Origin of the sequence: Streptococcus sp. 68 (assembly GCF_013277415.1) — a bacterium.
Taxonomy (GTDB): Bacteria; Bacillota; Bacilli; order Lactobacillales; family Streptococcaceae; genus Streptococcus.
In genome coordinates this window covers 1-18,910 of sequence record NZ_VMMX01000002.1, presented here as the reverse complement: position 1 = coordinate 18,910, position 18,910 = coordinate 1, and the positions used below count along the sequence as shown (strand labels likewise).

The following is an 18,910-nucleotide window of genomic DNA, read 5'->3' as shown; positions in this document are numbered from 1 at the left end:
GACTGCAGACAGTACTTCTTCCCACAAGCCTTCTAATCATCAACCGACATCGAGTGAACCGTTAAAACTTGACGAAAGACTTGATTTTGACAGGTAGTATTTAGACTGGTATTGGGATGGCTTTCCACAATCTTCATGACGGTATAGAGACCAACTCCTCTCTCCTCCCCTTTAGAACTGGCTCCAAAGGAGAAGATTTCAGAAATATCGATGCCCTCTTCTTTGATAGAGTTTTCAATAATAAAGGTCTCTTGTTCTCCATTTTTTAAAAAGGCGATTGAAACATGGGGTTGAGTAGCCTCTGCACTAGCTTCAATGGCATTATCACAAAGGATAGACACAATGGTTAGAAAATCAAGTAGGCTCATCCCCTCGACCTGAATCTCCTCAGGAACTTCAACATTAAAGACAATCTTCTTATCACTAGCTTTTAGAAATTTCCCTGCTAGAAGACTTTTGAGGGCTTTATCACGAATATTTACCAATCGACCAAGGTCATATTTATTGTCCTGCAATTTCTCACCGGAATCCTTTAAGACCGAGTCGTAGACCTCTTTTATCTGCTCCATATCCTCCTCTTCAATGCCCAGACGTAAGCTGGTCAAGAGGTTGGTATAATCATGGCGAAAACTCCGGACTTCCTTATAAAGCTCCTCTATATGCCGACTATAGCGTTCCATATCTCTGTAGCGCAAGGCCTGCTCTTGGTCCAATCTCTCATGGAGTTTTTCCTTCAAATAGGTATCCAGCTTCTTGATAACCCCCATAAAAAAGAGTAGGTAAAACACTAGGATGAGATGGCGAACAGTCGTTGATTGAATACCTTGTTCATATTCAAAGAAAGACAGACTTTGCATCACTAGATAGTAAGCCCCCATTATCCAGTTAATCTTAGTCAGGGACTGTTGAAAACCTTTATCGAGAATCTCCCTTCTCAAACTAGTAAAATCATAGTCTAACCATTTCAAAAAGGCTAGAGAAATAAAGCAAATGAAAATTTTTATACATAACCAAATAAAAGAGCGGTCATCATACACATGCCCTTGCCCCAAAAATGGAAGCACAAAATAGGAGACTACCCTGAAAAAAAGATTCACCAACATCATTGGAAAGAGACCATAAAAGAAGAGTAGTTTTTTAGGAAGCCCTCTTAACAATAAGAAAGATAAACCAATGCCGTACAAGGGTTCCATAAAATAAGATAGGTAAGTATTTCCTACTATATAGCTAATCGTTACAAAAACAACTGCTAAAAGCAGCTTAAAAAGAAAGGACTTAAAAACTCTCTCCAGAGTTAGAACAATTCCATCCACCTTAAAAAATATAAACAATTCCAATCCAGATATCAAAAACACATATACTATCTTCCAAACTAATTCCATTCCAGCACCTCACTCAATGTAAGTTATTGATAGCTTCAGACACTTCCCTGACCTTATAACGCGCGATCATACAGCTTCCACCATTGGGAAAGTAAAGAAGTTTTTCTTTCTTATCCAAACGAACCACATTGGCAGGATTGATCAGAAAAGAGCGATGGCACTGCAAGAGACGGGGTTCCTGCTTGAAAACCTCCTCTAAACTCGCTGTAAATTCCAGCCTATCCGTTTTAGTATAGAGAATAACACGATGGGCTCTGGGCGACGTTTCGAGATAGTAAACCTCTTTAAAAGGATACTGGAATTGGGCAAATTTTGATTTAAAGTAAAAGCAATCTTCCGCCAGACTTTTACTATCTTGACTATTGGCATAGAGGAGGGCTGTCTCAATCCGAGATTCAAATTCCTCTGCCGACAAGGCCTTGTCAATGTAGTCCAAAGCAGACACTTGGTAGCGAAAAGACAGGGGCATAAACTCCGAGTGAGTCGTCACAAAGACGATGAGGGCATAAGGATCCCGATCCCGAATCTTTCTAGCCACTTCCAGACCCTTCATCTCCTCATTTCGAATCTCAATATCCAAAAAGAATAGCTGATGGGCTCCCTTCTCATGCACCTCTGCCAGCAGCTGGTCTGGCTTACCAAAAACTTCAAAAGAGCTGGGAGTGATATGATGCTCCTTCAAGAGTTTCTCAATCGTCGTTTCAATCCTAGTCTGTTGGGAAAAATCATCTTCTAAAACAAATATTCTCATCTTCTTACTCTCCTTGTTTCGATTTCTTCCTAAAAATAGAATAGCAAAAATACTATGATACAAGCCCACCCAATCCTAAACAGGCCTTTAACGCTCCTGAAAGGTATCTTGTTCCTCAAATAAGCATGATAATCTTACCACTATTTTATCATAAAATCTTAACAGTACCATTCAGGAAATTTCAAGAACAATTAAAGATTTGATGGTGAAAAAGGAGATAAAAGTGATAAACTGACAGTATCAAAACACAGTTGCTAGAAACAAGACTGGCACCAAGATTAAAGGAGGAATTCTCATGACAGATACAGACCCTATCAAAAGAGCTCAGACTTTGATTACTGACTTAAACAAAGCCTACCAAGCATGCAAACAGGCAACAGCTGACGACGTCCGCTTTCAGGAGCAATTAAATTCTATTCTTGGCTTTCTAGCCAAGGCTGAAACAGTGGATAATCGAGTCTTGATTGAACTGGAAAAATTTTACCAGACTTCCAGTCTTCTCATGGGACTCAGCGCTCTTGATCCAGATGCTCCAACTCGCGCCGCTTGGCGGGCCTATGACCGTTTCCACTTTGACCAAGTCAAGACCAAGTTGAGTCTCTACGGGCCAACCATTATCCTGTAGAAAATAAAAGAAGTTGAGACAAACTGAACTCAACTTCTTTTTTAATATCATATAAGCAAGTTTTAGTCCTGCATCTGACGTTTTACTTGATAAGGTAAGTACAAGACTAGTAAAACCAAACCAGCTCCCAGTAAGGCTAGAAGGGCTAGTTTTTCTTGGAAGGTAATCAACCCAACAACTAATTCCACTACTAAGACCAAACTGGTCAATCCTCGGACTACAGCCTGTAAGCCTTTTTCCTTTTGCCCCTTATCCAGCGGAAAGAGTTGGGTCAAATACTGGTAATCAAAGGAGTGATAGAGGGCCAGCAACTGGAAGAGCAAGAGGTAGTTAAACAGTACTACCACTGCTGTCGCAATCCAAGCTTGCTCGATAAAGACCTGTGCCAGTATGGAAAGCAAGAGCAGACGGAGACTGAGCGCAAAGAGGTCTCCATTTCGTAGATAAGAACGCAGATAGAGATTTTGCCAAATCTTCCCAGGCACCTTCTGAACAGCCTTTAGGATAAAGTCCAGATAGGCACGACGCTTGACGCTGTTTGAAATTCCCTTGACCTGGGTAAAGAGGGCAAAGAAACGAAGCAAGACTTGCTTACGCTTGCTTTCTTGGGAAATGACATAGTCCCAGTCCAGTCCAGTTTCCGTAAAAAATTTGCTGGCCTTTTGACGAAAGAGGAAATATTTTCCTACTCCTAATAAAAGCACATAGACCAGAAAAACAGGGAAGCCATAACCCATTGCTAAAAATAAGGGCGCAAATAAAAGCAAGAAAAGGGTCTGTACAAAGAGCCAAAAGACTAGGGAAATGCCAGTTTGACGCTTGAGATGGAGTTTGATTTCCTCTTCTCCGACTAAGAGAAAGAGCTTGTCTGGAGTCTCCATATAGGTGGCAATTCCTCCCCAAAGCAAAAATAAAACAGACGTAATTCCTACAAATAAAAGGATAGGCCAATGATTTTCAGGAAAATGTTGTAAAAGTTGACTGTACTGATAGGCTAGAAAGCCCAACAGGACAAGCAGGAACAAGACAAAGTGGTCATTGAGAACATAACGCAAATAACCAAGACACTCCTTACGAAAAGCCTGCTTTCTCTTTAAAAACAAGTCTTTCATAGCTCCTCCTCTTTGGTCAGAGCCAAGTAAATATCATTCAAACTAGCCTCAGGCATATCAAATGCTTCGCGCAGTTGCAGGAGATTTCCCTTAGCACGCACCTCTCCCTTATGAAGAATGACAAAAGCATCACACATCTTCTCCGCCGAATCCAGCACGTGGGTACTCATGAGAATGGACTTGCCCTTTTGCTTTTCCACTTCCAAAAGCTGAATCAAGTCTGCAATAGCCAACGGATCAAGACCAAGGAAAGGCTCATCCACGATGAAAAGACTAGGATCCACCACAAAAGCACAAATAATCATGACCTTCTGCTTCATCCCTTTTGAAAAATGAACAGGGAACCAGTCTAATTTCTGGTCCAGACGAAACATTTTTAACAAAGGTTCTACTCGATCAAAAGCCACTTTCTGCTCAATACCATAAGCCATGGCAACCGTTTCGATATGCTCTCTGAGGGTCAACTCCTCATACAGGCTGGGCGTTTCTGGAATGTAGCCAATTTGCTTGCGGTAACTTGTCGCATCTTCTTGCAGGGTCAATCCATTGATATTGATGGAGCCACTATAAGGTGTCAACAGACCGATAATCTCATTAATAGTCGTCGATTTACCAGCACCATTAAGACCAATCAGACCGACCAGCTGCCCACTTTCAACAGTAAAGGACACATCTTTCAAAACAGGAACATGAACATAGCCACCTGTCAGGTTTTTAATTTCTAACATATTTTCTCCAAATCTGGTATAATGTAGCTATATTATATCAAAATTCAATACAGTAGAGGTAGATTTTATGTCAGATTGCATTTTTTGTAAAATCATCGCAGGGGAAATTCCTGCTTCAAAAGTATATGAAGATGAGCAGGTTCTTGCCTTTCTTGATATCTCTCAAGTGACACCAGGACACACCTTGGTCGTACCAAAAGAACACTATCGCAATCTTTTAGAAATGGACGCTACTAGCGCCAGCCAACTCTTCGCCCAAGTACCAAAAGTAGCTCAAAAAGTCATGAAAGCTACCAAGGCTGCTGGTATGAATATCATTGCCAACTGTGAAGAAATCGCAGGGCAAACCGTCTTTCATACCCACGTTCACCTCGTGCCTCGCTACAGTGCGGACGATGACCTCAAGATTGATTTTATCGCCCACGAACCTGACTTTGACAAACTTGCTCAAGTCGCTGAAACCATCAAAAACGCATAAGGAGTTGCCATGAAATTATCCAACCTACTGCTATTTGCAGGAGCTGCAGCCGGAAGTTATCTGGTCACAAAAAATCGCCAAACCATCACAGATGAAGTCTTGAATACCACTGACCGCGTTCAAGCTATCAAGGACGATGTGGATATTATCCAAAACAGCCTGCAAATCATTGACCAGCAAAAAGAACTCATCAAGGAATACCAAGAAGACCTGACTTACAAGTTTAAGGTCTTGGAAAAGGATATCCAGACTAGACTAGCTGTGATAAAAGAAACACAGGAAATCGAAGATAAGTAAAAAGAGCCCAACGGCTCTTTTTTAAAAGGTAAACAAGTTATATCCCATCAACTATACATCATAAATTAGGCAACTCATTCACCATTTCACAACTAATACTCTTCGAAAATCAAATTCAAACCGTGTCAACGTCGCCTTGCCGTACTCAAGTACAGCCTACGGCTAGTTTCCTAGTTTGCTCTTTGATTTTCATTGAGTATAAATCGAAGACTTTCCCAGACTTTCCACCGTAATGAAAACACCTGAAACAGCTTGGTTTCAGATGTTCGGAAACTTTGAGACTTAGGCTCAAAGTTTAGGTATGGAACTTCGAAAAAGGTCGCTACCGTCCATCATTACTTAAGGAAAGTCTTAAAAAATCTATAAACAAAAAAGAGCCGTTGGGCTCTTTTTACTTTTATTCTCCTTCAAAGGCATCTTTAATATGATCAAAGAAGCCCTTTTTCTTTGGATTGACTTTTAAATCACCTGCAGCTGCGAATTCTTTCAAGGCTGCTTTTTGGCGGTCGTTCAGACCTGTCGGTGTTACGACATTGACAGTAACGTATTGGTCACCAACAGCACCGCCACGAAGGCTCGGAGCTCCCTTGCCACGTAGGCGGAATTTCTTACCAGTCTGAGTTCCCTCTGGGATAACCAATTCAACATCACCGTGAACAGTTGGAATATCTACTGTGTCACCAAGAGCTGCTTGGACAAAGTTGAGATTCAGATTGTAGAAGATAGTAGTTCCTTCACGTTCAAACTTGTCGCTGGCTTCCACAGAAACCACCACGTACAAGTCACCGTATGGTCCACCGTTAAATCCTGCTTCACCCTGACCAGCTAAGCGAATTTGTTGACCAGTTTCCACACCAGCAGGGATTTTCACATGTACGCTATGGGCTTGTTTTTCATGACCAGTACCGTGACAAGTTGTACATGGATCTTTGATTTCTTTTCCGCGACCGTGACAGACATCACAGGTTACTTGGCGACGCATCATACCAAGAGGAGTCTGCGTATCGACGTTAATGACACCAGCGCCATGACAGCGTCCACAAGTGACTGGACTTGTCCCTGGCTTAGCACCAGAGCCATTACATGTACGACAGCCAGCTTCACGATGATACTTAACTTCCTTCTCAGTTCCGAAGATAGCTTCTTCAAAGGTCAAATTGACACGATACTGGAGATCATCTCCTTGGCGAGGAGCGTTTGGATTGCGCGAAGAACCGCCTCCACCGAAGAAACTTGAGAAAATATCCTCAAAACCACCGAAGCCACCTGCCCCATTGAAACCGCCGAAACCACCATCTCCACCAAAACCACCATTGGCGCCTGCAGCACCATACTGGTCATAGGCAGCACGTTTTTGGTCGTCACTCAAAGTCTCATAGGCTTCCTGAACTTCCTTGTATTTTTCCTCAGCACCAGGCTCCTTATTGATATCTGGGTGATATTTTTTCGAAAGCTTACGATAAGCCTTTTTGATCTCGTCTGCCGAAGCGTTTTTTGACACCCCCAGACGATCATAAAATTCAGTATTGTTCATACAAGATACCAAGACCGTAAAATTCGACTAAAAAATAGGAAATCTGACGCTGGAGCGATGCTCCTAGGCAGATTTATCTTTTTTCCGAGAATTTAGGTCGGATTCAATTCCTTTCTTTTATATTAAGTAAAAAAGCTCAGAGCTCGAGTTCAATTTATCGAACGCTCTTTATCCCTTCTTTCAAATTAAGTAAGAAATTTGGGAACCCGGGTTCAATTTCCTGAACACCCTTGTTCCTTTCTGTTATTGTTGCGGAACGAAACCTCGATTTAGTCCGGGTTCAATTCCTGTATTTCATATTGACAAGACAAACCCCAAATAAATCAGGTTCAGATCCTTTTTATCGAAAAACAGAGGCTGGGTTGCAACCTCTGGATTTCTTCCTATCATTACGACGTTCAAAAACAAAGTCGATTATACTTTGTTTTTGAACTAGTAAGGCGTTTAGGCAAGTCGCCATAGCGATTGCCGTAGAATGACAATCAGTTTAGTGATTAGTCATTCTTGACGAGTTAGGCTTAACTGAGTTTCGGCTAAAAACTTCGGAAAAAAGATAAGCCATCTTTTGTGCATCGCACAAGGCGATGGCTTCCTATTTTTCTTTCGTTTTCTTAACGCCTCAACATCTTACTTTTCCGTAAACTCTCCGTCTACGACGTCATCGCCTGCGTTTCCTGTTGCTTGTGCACCTTCTGCTCCTGCTTGAGCTTGTTGCGCTGCTGCGGCTTGTTCGTAGAGTTTAACAGCAAGTCCTTGAGCTTTTTCGTTCAATGCTTCAAGTTTTGCTTTCATGTCGTCCAAGTTGTTGTCTTCTTGAGCTTTCTTAAGGTCATCAAGGGCAGCTTGGGCAGCGTCACGTTCTGCGTCGAATCCTTTGCCTTCAGTTTCCTTGATTGTCTTTTCAGTCGCAAAGATAGCTTGATCTACTTCGTTACGAAGGTCAACTTCTTCTTTACGTTTCTTATCTGCTTCAGCGTTAGCTTCTGCATCTTTCATCATGCGGTCAATTTCTTCGTCAGTCAAACCTGAGTTCGATTGGATCACAATTGTTTGTTCTTTTTGAGTTCCAAGGTCTTTAGCTTTAACAGACACGATACCATTCTTATCGATGTCAAATGTTACTTCGATTTGAGGAATTCCACGAGGTGCAGCTGGGATATCAGTCAATTGGAAACGTCCAAGAGTCTTGTTATCTGCTGCCATTGGGCGTTCACCTTGAAGAACGTGGATATCAACGGCTGGTTGGTTGTCTGCCGCAGTTGAGAAGACTTGTGATTTAGATGTTGGAATTGTTGTGTTGCGGTCGATGAGTTTTGTGAAGACACCACCCATTGTTTCAATACCAAGTGACAATGGTGTTACGTCAAGAAGGACAACGTCTTTGACATCACCAGTGATGACACCACCTTGGATTGCCGCACCCATAGCAACTACTTCATCAGGGTTTACTGATTTGTTTGGTTCTTTACCAGTTTCAGCCTTAACAGCTTCGACAACGGCTGGGATACGAGTTGAACCACCAACAAGGATCACTTCGTCGATTTCTGACAAGCTCAAACCTGCATCTGAAAGGGCTTGACGAACTGGAACTTTTGTACGTTCAACAAGGTCACGAGTCAAATCGTCAAATTTCGCACGAGTCAAAATCATTTCCAAGTGAAGAGGTCCAGCCTCACCTGCAGTGATGAATGGCAAGCTGATTTGTGTTGAAGTTACACCAGAAAGATCTTTCTTCGCTTTTTCAGCCGCATCTTTCAAACGTTGCATCGCCATCTTGTCAGTAGACAAGTCAATACCGTTTTCTTTCTTGAATTCTGCTACCAAGTGATCGATGATTTTTTGGTCAAAGTCATCACCACCAAGTTTGTTGTCCCCTGCAGTTGACAATACGTCGAAGACACCGTCACCCAATTCAAGGATAGAGACGTCGAATGTACCACCACCAAGGTCAAATACCAAGATTTTTTCTTCTTTGTCAGTCTTATCCAAACCGTAAGCAAGAGCTGCTGCAGTTGGTTCGTTGACGATACGTTCTACTTCAAGACCAGCGATTTTACCAGCGTCTTTTGTTGCTTGACGTTGAGCATCGTTGAAGTAAGCTGGAACTGTGATAACTGCCTTGGTTACTTTTTCACCAAGGTAGTCTTCAGCGTAGCCTTTCAAATATTGAAGAATCATAGCTGAGATTTCTTGTGGAGTGTATTCTTTTCCGTTAGCAGAAACTTTTTCAGAAGTTCCCATTTTAGATTTAATAGAGATGACTGTATCTGGATTTGTGACTGCTTGACGTTTCGCAGCATCACCAACGATGATTTCGCCGTTTTTGAATGATACTACAGATGGAGTTGTGCGGTTTCCTTCTGGGTTTGCGATGATTTTGCTTTCAGTTCCCTCAAGAACTGCAACTGCTGAGTTTGTTGTACCTAAGTCAATACCGATAATTTTAGACATATGTTTTTCTCCTTGTTAGTTAATTTTCTATTTTTCTTTTTGATACTCTTCTTAGGTGGCGGCGCCGTCAGAGCTTGACTTCGTCAATCTCTTTGACTAAACTTTGAGCCTATGGTCTCAAAGTTTGCGCAAGTAGCGCCACGGCGAAGAGTGTCGTCTTTAGTTCGCTTCGCTCACTATTGCAAAGCTGAACTACTTTTTTATCTTTCTTTCATAGTTTATTGTCGTTTCGGACAATACTAAATCAGTCTTTCTCATTTACTGACATATCCTCTGTAATTAATAATAACAATTGACCAATTAAAATCGGTTGCAATATAAGTTCTAATACTTTTTGCAACCAAATTACTGGCTGCGTTCCAAAATAAGAAACTTGTGCTCCTTCCGAAATAGGATAAGCAAAAAATATCCCTACTACCAAAAAGAAAACGACAATTCCAATAGCCCAATTTGTAGACGCTATCTTTTTCATTCTCATCTTCCTACTATATTGTTTCGACATATAAAATCCCTAATTATAAACAACCACCATTGCTGGTCTTAGGATGCGGTCATGGAGTTTGTAGCCTTTTTGGAAAACTTGGGCGATGGTATCTGCTGGGTGTTCATCGTCTGCTGGGAGAGTTTGGATGCCCATATGGTAGTTATGGTCAAATTCACCATCAGCTGCGATTTCTTCGATTCCTTCTTCTTTCAAAGCGTGAATCAAGCTTTCTTGCACCATTTCCAAGCCCTTCTTCACATCATCTGTCAAACCTTCAACTGCGAGTGCACGCTCAAGGTTATCCAAAGAAGGGAGAATCGCTTTTGCCAAGTCCTGGCTACGATAACGTTGCAAGTTTTGACGCTCTTCATTGGCACGGCGTTGGATATTTTGCATTTCTGCATGAGCGCGAAGGTATTTATTTTCGAACTCATCCGCACGTTCATTTGCCAAGTCCAATTCAGACTTCTCAGGAGTTGTTTCTTCTACCGTTTCCACAACTTCCTCTTCTTGAACTTCTTCTACTTCTTCATTTTTTATATCTTGGGCCATTTTCGCCTCCTTTAATGATTTCAATCTTAATGTACTTCGTAATGATTACTGCTGAGGTAGCGGTAAAAATCTGTCAACTTCATGGTCAAAACACGGTTGACCACATTGACTTGGTTGATTAGTTGCTGGTAATCCAGATTAACTGGACCGATAATCGCTAGAATTCCAAAACCTCGATAAGGAATGAGGAACTTGCTACTAATCACCGCTAGGTCAGCTAGACAGGACTCTTGACTGTCCGCAACACGGACATTTTGCATCTGATCCTCATGCAGCCCCTCACGAATCTCCAAGGCCACCTTTTGCGGTTGGTCAAAGAACTGATAAGCTGCTAGATTGGCAAAATTCAAGAGATTGACCTTGCCCGCCACCACAATATTTTCGTTGAACATTTCCTTAAAGATATGTTCAAAGAGATCAATGACATTGTCCGTTGTTGTAAAGTAACGCTGGATAATCTGCGGAATCTCCGTTCGAATCTTGTAGTGAATATCTAAAACGGTGTGACCGAGGAAACGTTCCTGAATGATGCTCTTCAGTTTCAGCAAATCCTCCTGCAAGAAGTTCCTTGGAATCAGAAATTGACTGGTAACCGTTCGCGACTCGTCTAAGGTGAATACTGCCAAGGCTGTATGTTGCCCCAAAACAACGATATCAAAGGCTGTCAACCGTTGCCTGCTCGGCTCAACATCCAGTGCTACTACCGTACAGCCACTCAAGTCTGTCAATAGATTAGCAGCCTCTTGCAGAATATCCTCCAATTTGAAGAATTCCTGATCAAAGGCTTTGACAATCTCGTATACCTCATTTTCAGCAAGTCGGTCAAAATCCAGTGAGTGTTTCACATAGTACTGAAAACCAGCAACACTTGGCATCCGACCACTTGAAGTATGAGCCTTTTCAAGCAAACCTTGCTTTTCTAGAGTTGCCATATCATTACGAATGGTTGCACTGCTAGAGTTAATAGACTCTTGCAAGGCTTTGGATCCGACAGGTTCGTGCGTTTTGGTAAAGATGTCAATAATCAGATTTAAAATATCCTGCTGACGCTCTGTAACCATCTCATCACTCCTCTCTGTCTGATCGATTAGCACTCGATACGATCAAGTGCTAACTCATGATTCTATTATACACCCTTAAAAGAGAATGTCAAGATAAAAACTCAAAAAATTAGCACTCTTTTAGCAAGAGTGCTAAAAATCAGTCTACAGACCGAGAAACTCACCTTCCATCTACTTGGTATTTCCTTTTAAGTCTAAAAAAACCATAGATTAGATAAGAAATCATAAAGGCATATAGAACAAAAATGACAAAGAAAGGTTGCGACAGTTCTTCTCGAAACAAACTCATACAAACAACCAAACCACCTAAGAAAGTAGCTGTACAGGAACGAAGTCTATATCTCATCACTTCCCATCTTAACCCCTTACTCATATAGACTTGATCCTCTGGAAGTAAATCAGAAGCCGGTTTACGAAGAATTGAACAAAAACCTGTTTCCATCAATTCCCAACCTCTATTTCTAAAATCTTGCAGTTCACGCTTATATTTTTTAAGAAATCTAGAATCATAGATACGATAGATAACATCGTCTGGTTGACATTGGTCAAAATAGAACAAACCAAAACGACTAGTTCTATACCTCCAACCTTTCAAATGCATCTCATGTAAATATTCTTCTTCCTTATCCTCATCAAGAATCGTAAAAATCCGAAATTGTAGTTTGCTTTTCATCATCTCACCTCCAAATTAGAAAACATGCATGGTTTTATTTATCAGATAATTCTTTCCATTTTTGACTCAATCTCCAAAAAATATAAGAAATCTGAATCGCATGAACTATCAATAAAACACCATCTATTATGAAAATCAAAAACAATGCCCAACTGAAAGAACTAACTCCACTGACAAACTTTGAAAAAATCGGTAGTAGAGCTAAAAAGAGAAGCAAAATAGGAAGCATCCGCATTGTTAAAATTCGTTTGACCACAGCTAACTTCCCGGCCGCGTCATTATAAATTTCAAACTCGGCATCCGACTCAATTCCAGAATGAAGTTTTCTAAAGTAGGAAAAACCATTAAAGTCTGTAATATGCTCCCAGCCAAAGTCTTTAAATAATTGTAAATAGGAGGCCCTCTCTGATTTTTTCATAGGATAAAAGTCCAACTGATAAGACACCTGCTCCGGTTGACACTTTTCAAAAGTATACTTAACCGCAACTACTAAGTTAGAGTAGGTTACTTCCTTGAGTTTCCAGCCCTCAGCATGCATTTTTCTAAGATATAAAGCCTCTCTATCATAATCCGCAATGGTAGCAATTCTATAAACAACCTTCTTTTCCATCATCCTTCCTCCCGACTGTTTCTATAGAGCCGTTCAATACGCTTCAATTCAATATCTAAGACTTTTCGTCCCAAGTCTGTTATCTGATAGATTTTCCGTTTTTCCTCTTCGCGGACAAAGGAAATCAAACCATCCTTTTCCATCTTTGACAAAGTTCCATACATAGTCCCAGGACTAATCGAAACTTGCGAATCTGTCATCTCCTTGACCTTTTGCGTAATACTATAACCATGACCTTCCTTTTGCAGACAGAACAAGATATAAAAGCCCGTTTCCGTCATCGGAAGATAAACTCGACGAATCTTATCCGTTAATTCCATTTATAGCCACCTCCTATCCAGTTCGATATATCGCACTTCGTTATATAAAATATATCACACCTCGATATAAAACACAAGAAAAAAGACCGCCCTCAGGCAATCTTTCTTCTATATTAGTATTAGTAAAGGTATTAGTATTAGTAAAGGTCTAAATAATTATCAATTTCCCATTGTGAAACGAAGGTTGCATAACTTGCCCATTCGATTCGTTTGGCTTCAAGGAAACTAGTATAGATATGTTCTCCAAGAGCCGCTCTGACAACTTCATCTTCTGTCAAAGCTTTCAAAGCGTTGTGAAGGGTTGACGGAAGGTCTGTAATCCCAGCTTCCTTGCGCTCTTCTGCTGTCATGATATAGATATTTTCTTCGATAGGAGCTGGTGCTTCGATTTTATTCTCAATACCATGCAAACCAACTTCCAAAAGAACTGCCATAGCGATATATGGGTTTGCCATTGGGTCTACTGAACGCAACTCAAGACGAGTTCCCATACCACGTGAAGCAGGCACGCGCACAAGTGGCGAACGGTTACGGCCAGCCCAAGCAATGTAAACAGGCGCTTCATAACCTGGAACCAAACGTTTGTATGAGTTAACCGTTGGGTTCATGATGGCAGTATAGTTGTAGGCATGTTTGATCAAACCACCAAGAAAATGGTAGGCAGTTTCTGACAACTGCATTCCTTTTGGATCATTTGGATCAAAGAAGGCATTATTTCCTTCTGCATCAAACAAGGACATATTACAGTGCATACCTGATCCAGCAATACCAAATTTCGGTTTAGCCATAAAGGTTGCGTAAAGGCCGTGTTTGCGAGCAATGGTTTTGACAACGAGTTTAAAGATTTGAATCTTATCACAAGCACGGAGAACTTCATCGTACTTGAAGTCAATCTCATGTTGTCCAACCGCAACCTCGTGGTGACTGGCTTCTACTTCAAATCCCATTTTGGTCAAGACATTGACAATCTCACGACGTGTGTTGTCCGCAAGGTCAGTAGGCGCCAAATCAAAGTAGCCACCCTTGTCATTCACTTCGAGCGTTGGATCTCCATTTTCATCCAACTTAAATAGGAAGAATTCTGGCTCTGGACCAAGGTTGAAGGATTTGAATCCTACTTCTTCCATGTGACGAAGAGCACGCTTCAAATTGCCACGAGGGTCCCCTGCAAATGGTTCACCTTCTGTTGTATAGACATCACAGATCAAACCTGCAACACTTCCATTTTCATCTCCCCAAGGGAAGACTGTCCAAGTATCCAAGTCTGGGTACAAGTACATATCTGACTCATTGATACGTACAAAACCTTCGATAGAAGATCCATCAAACATAGCCTTATTTGACAAGACCTTATCTAATTGTTCATCTGTAGCAGGAATTTCGACGTTTTTCATGGTTCCCAAAATATCTGAAAACATGAGACGAATAAAGGTAACATTTTTTTCCTCGACTTCACGACGAATATCTGCAGCTGTGATTGGCATGAGTTTTCTCCTTAATGTATGACTACTTACGGTTGCCTAACCGCGACCAAAAGGTGACTGTACTGAAGCAAAGCGACCCTGTTGGAGGAGTTCATTGTGAAGTGCACGACGCACCTCAGTCTGACTCACCGCTTTCTTGGATTTCGCTTCACGTTCAGCATATTTTTTCTTAATGGCAGCGATATTATAACCTTCAGAGATATAATCTTTGATTTCAAGCAGACGATCCATGTCATTCAAGGAATACATGCGACGGTTCCCTTCGTTTCGATCAGGCTTAATCAACTCTTGATCTTCATAATAACGAATCTGACGCGCCGATAGGTCAGTCAACTTCATAACACTGCCGATAGGAAAAACAGCCATATTTCGGCGAAATTCTTTTTCCTTCATTTACAATTTCCTTCTTTCTGTCTATTATAGTCTAAAAAAAGACAAACGTCAATCGATAATGTTATAAAATGTAACATTATTTTTCTTTTTTCTCTAAAAAGAGCCGAATACGATCAATATCGTAATTTACGAGAATTGCGACAAAAACTCCCATGAAAGTTTCTGATACACGCGCAAATACGTACAAAATTGTTTCGCCGCTCGGAATCGATAGGGTAATGATTAACATAGCTGCTACACCACCAATAACCCCTGCTTTGTTATTCATGGCTACATTTGTCATAATGGTTAACATGGTGCAGATTGGAACAACAACTAAGGTTACCCAAAAGGCTTCGTGGAAAAAGGTATTTAATAAGAAGAAGACCAGGGCATAGAGGCCACCGATACTATTTCCTAGAATACGCGAAGTTCCGAAATGAACACTCTTATCAAAACTCTCCCTCAGGCTAAAAACGGCTGTCAAAGCACCTATTTGAAGACCTTTCCAGCCAAAAAAGCCAAAAATCAAGAGAACTAGAAAAACAGCAATACCTGTTTTAAAGGTTCGCATACCAAGTTTGAACTGGGATTTATCGAATTTATATTTTTTAAAATAACTCATAATCTCAACTTTCTATTTCCATTTTATCATAAATCGGTGATTTTTATGAGTAATAGTTGAGAGGAAGCGTTTTTATTTTAAGTAAAAGAAAAGAGAAACTTTCATCCCTCTCTTCTTTGATTTGTTTATAAAATCTTATTTTTCTGTCAAGGCTGCAAGTCCTGGAAGAACTTTACACTCAATGAAAATCAAAGAGCAAACTAGGAAACTAGCCGCAGGCTGTACTTGAGTACGGCAAGGCGACGTTGACGTGGTTTGAAGAGATTTTCGAAGAGTATTACCTTCAAGAAGCTCCATTGATGCCCCACCACCGCGTCACAAATACCTCCACTAACACAAAAAGGTGACATAGCCACCTTTTTGTTAACGTTTCAGTTTTGTTCCTTTTTCTACAAAATCAGGATTTTGTAGAGACTAACGGGCTGAAATTATTTTTCTGTAAGTGCAGCCAAACCTGGCAATACTTTACCTTCGAGAAGCTCCATTGAAGCGCCTCCGCCTGTACTAATCCATGAGAACTTGTCTGCACGACCAAGGTTGATAGCTGCGGCAGCTGAGTCACCACCACCGATGATTGATTTAACGCCTGGTTGTTTCACGATAGCGTCCATCACACCGATTGTACCAGCTTGGAAGTCTGGGTTTTCAAATACACCCATAGGTCCGTTCCATACAACTGTTTTAGCACCAGTCAAAGCTTCGTCAAATTTAGCGATAGATTTTGGACCGATGTCAAGACCAAGGAAGCCTTCAGAAACTGCTTCACCTTCAGTGTCACGCACTTCAGTGTAACCAGCAAATGCGTTTGCTTCTTTTGAGTCAACTGGCAAGATCAATTTACCGTTTGCTTTTTCAAGAAGAGCTTTCGCAACATCCAATTTGTCTTCTTCTACAAGTGAGTTACCGATTTCGATACCTTGTGCTTTGTAGAATGTGTAAGTCATACCACCACCGATAAGGACTTTATCAGCTTTTTCAAGCAAGTTTTCGATAACACCGATCTTGTCTGAAACTTTTGAACCACCAAGGATTGCCACGAATGGACGTTCTGGAGTTTCAACTGCTTCTTGGATGTAGGCAATTTCGTTTTCAAGAAGGAAACCAGCAACTGCTTTTTCAACGTTTGCTGAGATACCAACGTTAGATGCGTGTGCACGGTGAGCTGTACCGAATGCATCGTTTACGAAGATACCATCTCCAAGTGATGCCCAGTATTTACCAAGTTCAGGATCGTTTTTAGATTCTTTTTTGCCGTCAACATCTTCGTAACGAGTGTTTTCAACCAAGAGAACTTGTCCATCTTCAAGAGCGTTGATAGCTGCTTCCAATTCAGCACCACGAGTGACACCTGGGAACACAACATCTTGACCAAGTTTTGCTGCCAAGTCTGCTGCTACAGGAGCAAGTGATTTACCAGCTTTATCAGCTTCTTCTTTCACACGTCCAAGGTGAGAGAAAAGAATTGCACGTCCACCTTGTTCGATGATGTACTTAATAGTTGGAAGAGCTGCTGTGATACGGTTGTCGTTAGTGATTACGCCATCTTTCAATGGTACGTTGAAGTCAACACGAACGAGGACTTTTTTACCTTTCAAGTCAACGTCTTTAACAGTAAGTTTTGCCATGTTACAAAAACCCCTTTATTTATTTTATTCGAAACTATTATATCACACTTTGGAAATATAAGGAAAGATTTCACAAGATTTTTCGATATTTAATCTCCATGGTAACTTCTCAAAGTAACTTCCACTTGGATGACCAAAGTGGAAATTAGTCTAAAACGGATTTTTATGGTGGAATTAAGTATGAGACGTTTGAGTTAGAAATGAGGTCCACTATGACAAAATAGCATCCTACACACTACTTGTAGCTGGAGCTATCTACAAAGCTATTAAGAACCTAACTTTAATAGATGTCGACATAAAATAGGTCAACGATATCTACCTCAAAAATCATAAAATTGGAGGAATCCTTACTGAAGCAATGACCTCTGTAAAAACTGGCTTAGTCACAGATATCATTATTGGAGTAGGTATCAATTTCACTATTAAAGACTTCCCTCAGGAATTAAAAGAAAAAGCTGCTAGTTTATTTAAAGCACCAGCACCTATAACCAGAAATGAATTAATTATAGAAATCTGGCGTGCTTTCTTCGAAACACCAGCAGAAGAGCTATTATACCTATACAAAAAACAGTCCTTCGTTCTAGGAAAAGAAGTTACTTTTACACTAGATCAAAAAGACTACAAGGGACTTGCTAAAGACATCTCTGAAAGTGTTAAACTTTTAGTTCAATGTGATAACGGAAAAGAAATCTGGCTAAATAGCGGAGAAATTTCACTAAAAACTTGGAAATGATAGTAAAGTTATACAACAAAAAATAAACTATATAAAAAGAAAGAAATTTGTCCTTTCTCGAGCTTAGCTTTTCAGCTATATAATATTTGTAATGGGTAAATCTCCTATGGATATTATGGAGCCTATTTTGTTGTAGAAAAAAGTCCCATAAGATTTATACAAAACATGAATCAATTTGAGCGAAAATCCCATGAATACAAGGCTATCAAGCGCTACTGGAAGCTCATTCAACAGGATAGTCGTAAACTCAGTGATAAGCGTTTTTATCGCCCTACTTTTCGTATGCACTTAACCAATAAAGAAATCCTAGACAAGCTTTTGAGCTATTCAGAAGACTTGAAACACCACTATCAGCTCTATCAGCTCTTGCTTTCTCACTTTCAGAATAAGGAAGCTGACAAATTTTTCGGTCTCATTGAAGACAATCTAAAGAAGGTTCATCCTCTTTTTCAGACTGTCTTTAAAACCTTTCTAAAGAACAAAGAGAAAATCGTCAACGCTCTTCAATTCTCCTATTCAAACGCCAAACTGGAAGCAACCAATAATCTTATCAAACTTATCAAGCGCAATGCCTTTGGTTTTCGGAACTTTGAAAACTTCAAAAAACGGATTTTTATCGCTCTGAACATCAAAAAAGAAAGGACGAAATTTGTCCTTTCTCGATCATAGCTTTTCTTCAACCCACTACAGTTGACAAAGAGCCCAAAGGTATCTCTTTAAAGATTAATTATCTTCCGTTTTGCGTTTAGTCGCAGCCAAACCAAGAACAGAAGTGAGTGTTAACGCACCTAACAAATTCATAGCAACTGAGTCAGATCCACCTGTGTTTGGTAAAACTTTTTTGCCAGTCAAGTTAGTTCGAGAATTATCACCTGTCTGAATCTCACCTTCAACATTAACGTCGTTTGGTTTATTTGTGTTATTTGTATTAGTCAATTTAGACGAATTTTTATATTCTGAAGTACTTGGTGTAACATCACCGTTCTCAGGGGTCACCGTATAAGATGTAGTGC

At 40.5% G+C, this 18,910-nt stretch carries 21 protein-coding genes and 2 pseudogenes; 5 read left to right on the top strand and 18 right to left on the bottom strand.

Annotated elements, in window-relative coordinates:
* Positions 1-32 precede the first annotated feature (32 nt).
* Both HT720_RS00730 and HT720_RS00725 read right to left on the bottom strand, forming a co-directional pair.
* A complete protein-coding gene (locus HT720_RS00730) occupies positions 33-1,382 on the bottom strand; it encodes a sensor histidine kinase (protein WP_173274414.1) in 1,350 nt (449 codons plus the stop codon).
* Between the two features lie 13 nt (positions 1,383-1,395).
* Positions 1,396-2,133: a LytTR family DNA-binding domain-containing protein gene (locus tag HT720_RS00725; RefSeq protein ID WP_125443385.1), complete on the bottom strand. Its 738-nt coding sequence runs from the start codon at positions 2,131-2,133 to the stop codon at positions 1,396-1,398.
* 295 nt (positions 2,134-2,428) lie between these two features.
* On the opposite strand from HT720_RS00725, the gene HT720_RS00720 reads away from it, so the two are divergent.
* Entirely contained in the window at positions 2,429-2,758 is a 330-nt protein-coding gene (locus tag HT720_RS00720; RefSeq protein ID WP_004261043.1) for a hypothetical protein, read from the top strand.
* A 62-nt stretch (positions 2,759-2,820) separates the two neighbouring features.
* Here the strand turns inward: HT720_RS00720 and HT720_RS00715 are convergent, their stop codons facing one another.
* Together HT720_RS00715 and HT720_RS00710 are read right to left on the bottom strand one after the other, a co-directional pair.
* Positions 2,821-3,870, bottom strand: a complete 1,050-nt coding sequence (locus HT720_RS00715) for an ABC transporter permease (RefSeq protein ID WP_173274413.1) — start codon at positions 3,868-3,870, stop codon at positions 2,821-2,823.
* Positions 3,867-4,598 carry an ABC transporter ATP-binding protein gene (locus HT720_RS00710; protein ID WP_000889954.1) on the bottom strand — a complete coding sequence of 244 codons (732 nt, stop codon included), beginning with the start codon at positions 4,596-4,598 and terminating at the stop codon, positions 3,867-3,869. Before HT720_RS00710 ends, HT720_RS00715 begins: the two co-directional genes overlap by 4 nt.
* A gap of 67 nt (positions 4,599-4,665) precedes the next feature.
* On the opposite strand from HT720_RS00710, the gene HT720_RS00705 reads away from it, so the two are divergent.
* Entirely contained in the window at positions 4,666-5,076 is a 411-nt protein-coding gene (locus HT720_RS00705; RefSeq protein ID WP_001278317.1) for an HIT family protein, read from the top strand.
* A gap of 9 nt (positions 5,077-5,085) precedes the next feature.
* Positions 5,086-5,373 carry a hypothetical protein gene (locus tag HT720_RS00700; RefSeq protein WP_000777754.1) on the top strand — a complete coding sequence of 96 codons (288 nt, stop codon included), beginning with the start codon at positions 5,086-5,088 and terminating at the stop codon, positions 5,371-5,373.
* A 397-nt stretch (positions 5,374-5,770) separates the two neighbouring features.
* On the opposite strand, the gene dnaJ is transcribed toward HT720_RS00700, so the two are convergent.
* The 13 genes from dnaJ to HT720_RS00635 all read right to left on the bottom strand — a co-directional run bounded on the left by dnaJ (position 5,771) and on the right by HT720_RS00635 (position 17,164).
* Entirely contained in the window at positions 5,771-6,907 is a 1,137-nt protein-coding gene (gene dnaJ, locus HT720_RS00695; RefSeq protein WP_173274412.1) for a molecular chaperone DnaJ, read from the bottom strand.
* Between the two features lie 627 nt (positions 6,908-7,534).
* Complete coding sequence (dnaK, locus tag HT720_RS00690; RefSeq protein ID WP_173274411.1) at positions 7,535-9,358, bottom strand: molecular chaperone DnaK; 1,824 nt, start codon at positions 9,356-9,358, stop codon at positions 7,535-7,537.
* A 244-nt stretch (positions 9,359-9,602) separates the two neighbouring features.
* Complete coding sequence (locus tag HT720_RS00685; RefSeq protein ID WP_173274410.1) at positions 9,603-9,830, bottom strand: hypothetical protein; 228 nt, start codon at positions 9,828-9,830, stop codon at positions 9,603-9,605.
* Positions 9,831-9,869: 39 nt separating this feature from the next.
* Positions 9,870-10,394: a nucleotide exchange factor GrpE gene (grpE, locus tag HT720_RS00680; protein WP_173274409.1), complete on the bottom strand. Its 525-nt coding sequence runs from the start codon at positions 10,392-10,394 to the stop codon at positions 9,870-9,872.
* A gap of 26 nt (positions 10,395-10,420) precedes the next feature.
* On the bottom strand, positions 10,421-11,455 hold the full coding sequence (hrcA, locus tag HT720_RS00675) for a heat-inducible transcriptional repressor HrcA (RefSeq protein ID WP_173274408.1): 1,035 nt from the start codon (positions 11,453-11,455) through the stop codon (positions 10,421-10,423).
* Positions 11,456-11,615: 160 nt separating this feature from the next.
* Complete coding sequence (locus tag HT720_RS00670) at positions 11,616-12,128, bottom strand: DUF2812 domain-containing protein (protein ID WP_164226816.1); 513 nt, start codon at positions 12,126-12,128, stop codon at positions 11,616-11,618.
* Positions 12,129-12,162: 34 nt separating this feature from the next.
* Positions 12,163-12,738: a DUF2812 domain-containing protein gene (locus HT720_RS10380; protein ID WP_164226818.1), complete on the bottom strand. Its 576-nt coding sequence runs from the start codon at positions 12,736-12,738 to the stop codon at positions 12,163-12,165.
* Positions 12,738-13,058: a PadR family transcriptional regulator gene (locus tag HT720_RS00660; protein WP_000423972.1), complete on the bottom strand. Its 321-nt coding sequence runs from the start codon at positions 13,056-13,058 to the stop codon at positions 12,738-12,740. The genes HT720_RS10380 and HT720_RS00660 overlap by 1 nt, the downstream gene beginning before the upstream one ends.
* Positions 13,059-13,195: 137 nt before the next feature.
* On the bottom strand, positions 13,196-14,542 hold the full coding sequence (glnA, locus tag HT720_RS00655) for a type I glutamate--ammonia ligase (protein ID WP_001122878.1): 1,347 nt from the start codon (positions 14,540-14,542) through the stop codon (positions 13,196-13,198).
* Between the two features lie 36 nt (positions 14,543-14,578).
* Positions 14,579-14,935, bottom strand: coding sequence for a transcriptional repressor GlnR (gene glnR / locus HT720_RS00650; protein WP_000659547.1), 357 nt, complete (start codon positions 14,933-14,935; stop codon positions 14,579-14,581).
* 76 nt (positions 14,936-15,011) lie between these two features.
* Positions 15,012-15,539 carry an aromatic acid exporter family protein gene (locus tag HT720_RS00645; RefSeq protein WP_000119915.1) on the bottom strand — a complete coding sequence of 176 codons (528 nt, stop codon included), beginning with the start codon at positions 15,537-15,539 and terminating at the stop codon, positions 15,012-15,014.
* Positions 15,540-15,674: 135 nt separating this feature from the next.
* Positions 15,675-15,836 (bottom strand): hypothetical protein, encoded by a 162-nt coding sequence (locus HT720_RS00640; RefSeq protein WP_173274407.1) that lies wholly within the window; start codon positions 15,834-15,836, stop codon positions 15,675-15,677.
* Positions 15,837-15,967: 131 nt separating this feature from the next.
* The gene (locus tag HT720_RS00635) at positions 15,968-17,164 is read right to left on the bottom strand and encodes a phosphoglycerate kinase (RefSeq protein WP_001096743.1); all 1,197 of its coding nucleotides are present in this window, start codon (positions 17,162-17,164) and stop codon (positions 15,968-15,970) included.
* A gap of 211 nt (positions 17,165-17,375) precedes the next feature.
* On the opposite strand from HT720_RS00635, the pseudogene HT720_RS00630 reads away from it, so the two are divergent.
* A pseudogene (locus HT720_RS00630) lies at positions 17,376-17,897 on the top strand (biotin--[acetyl-CoA-carboxylase] ligase); the annotation flags it as partial.
* A gap of 150 nt (positions 17,898-18,047) precedes the next feature.
* A pseudogene (locus HT720_RS00625) lies at positions 18,048-18,566 on the top strand (transposase); the annotation flags it as partial.
* A 54-nt stretch (positions 18,567-18,620) separates the two neighbouring features.
* On the opposite strand, the gene HT720_RS10135 reads toward HT720_RS00625, so the two are convergent.
* A partial coding sequence (locus HT720_RS10135; protein ID WP_240156308.1) for an LPXTG cell wall anchor domain-containing protein occupies positions 18,621-18,910 on the bottom strand: 290 nt, incomplete at its 5' end.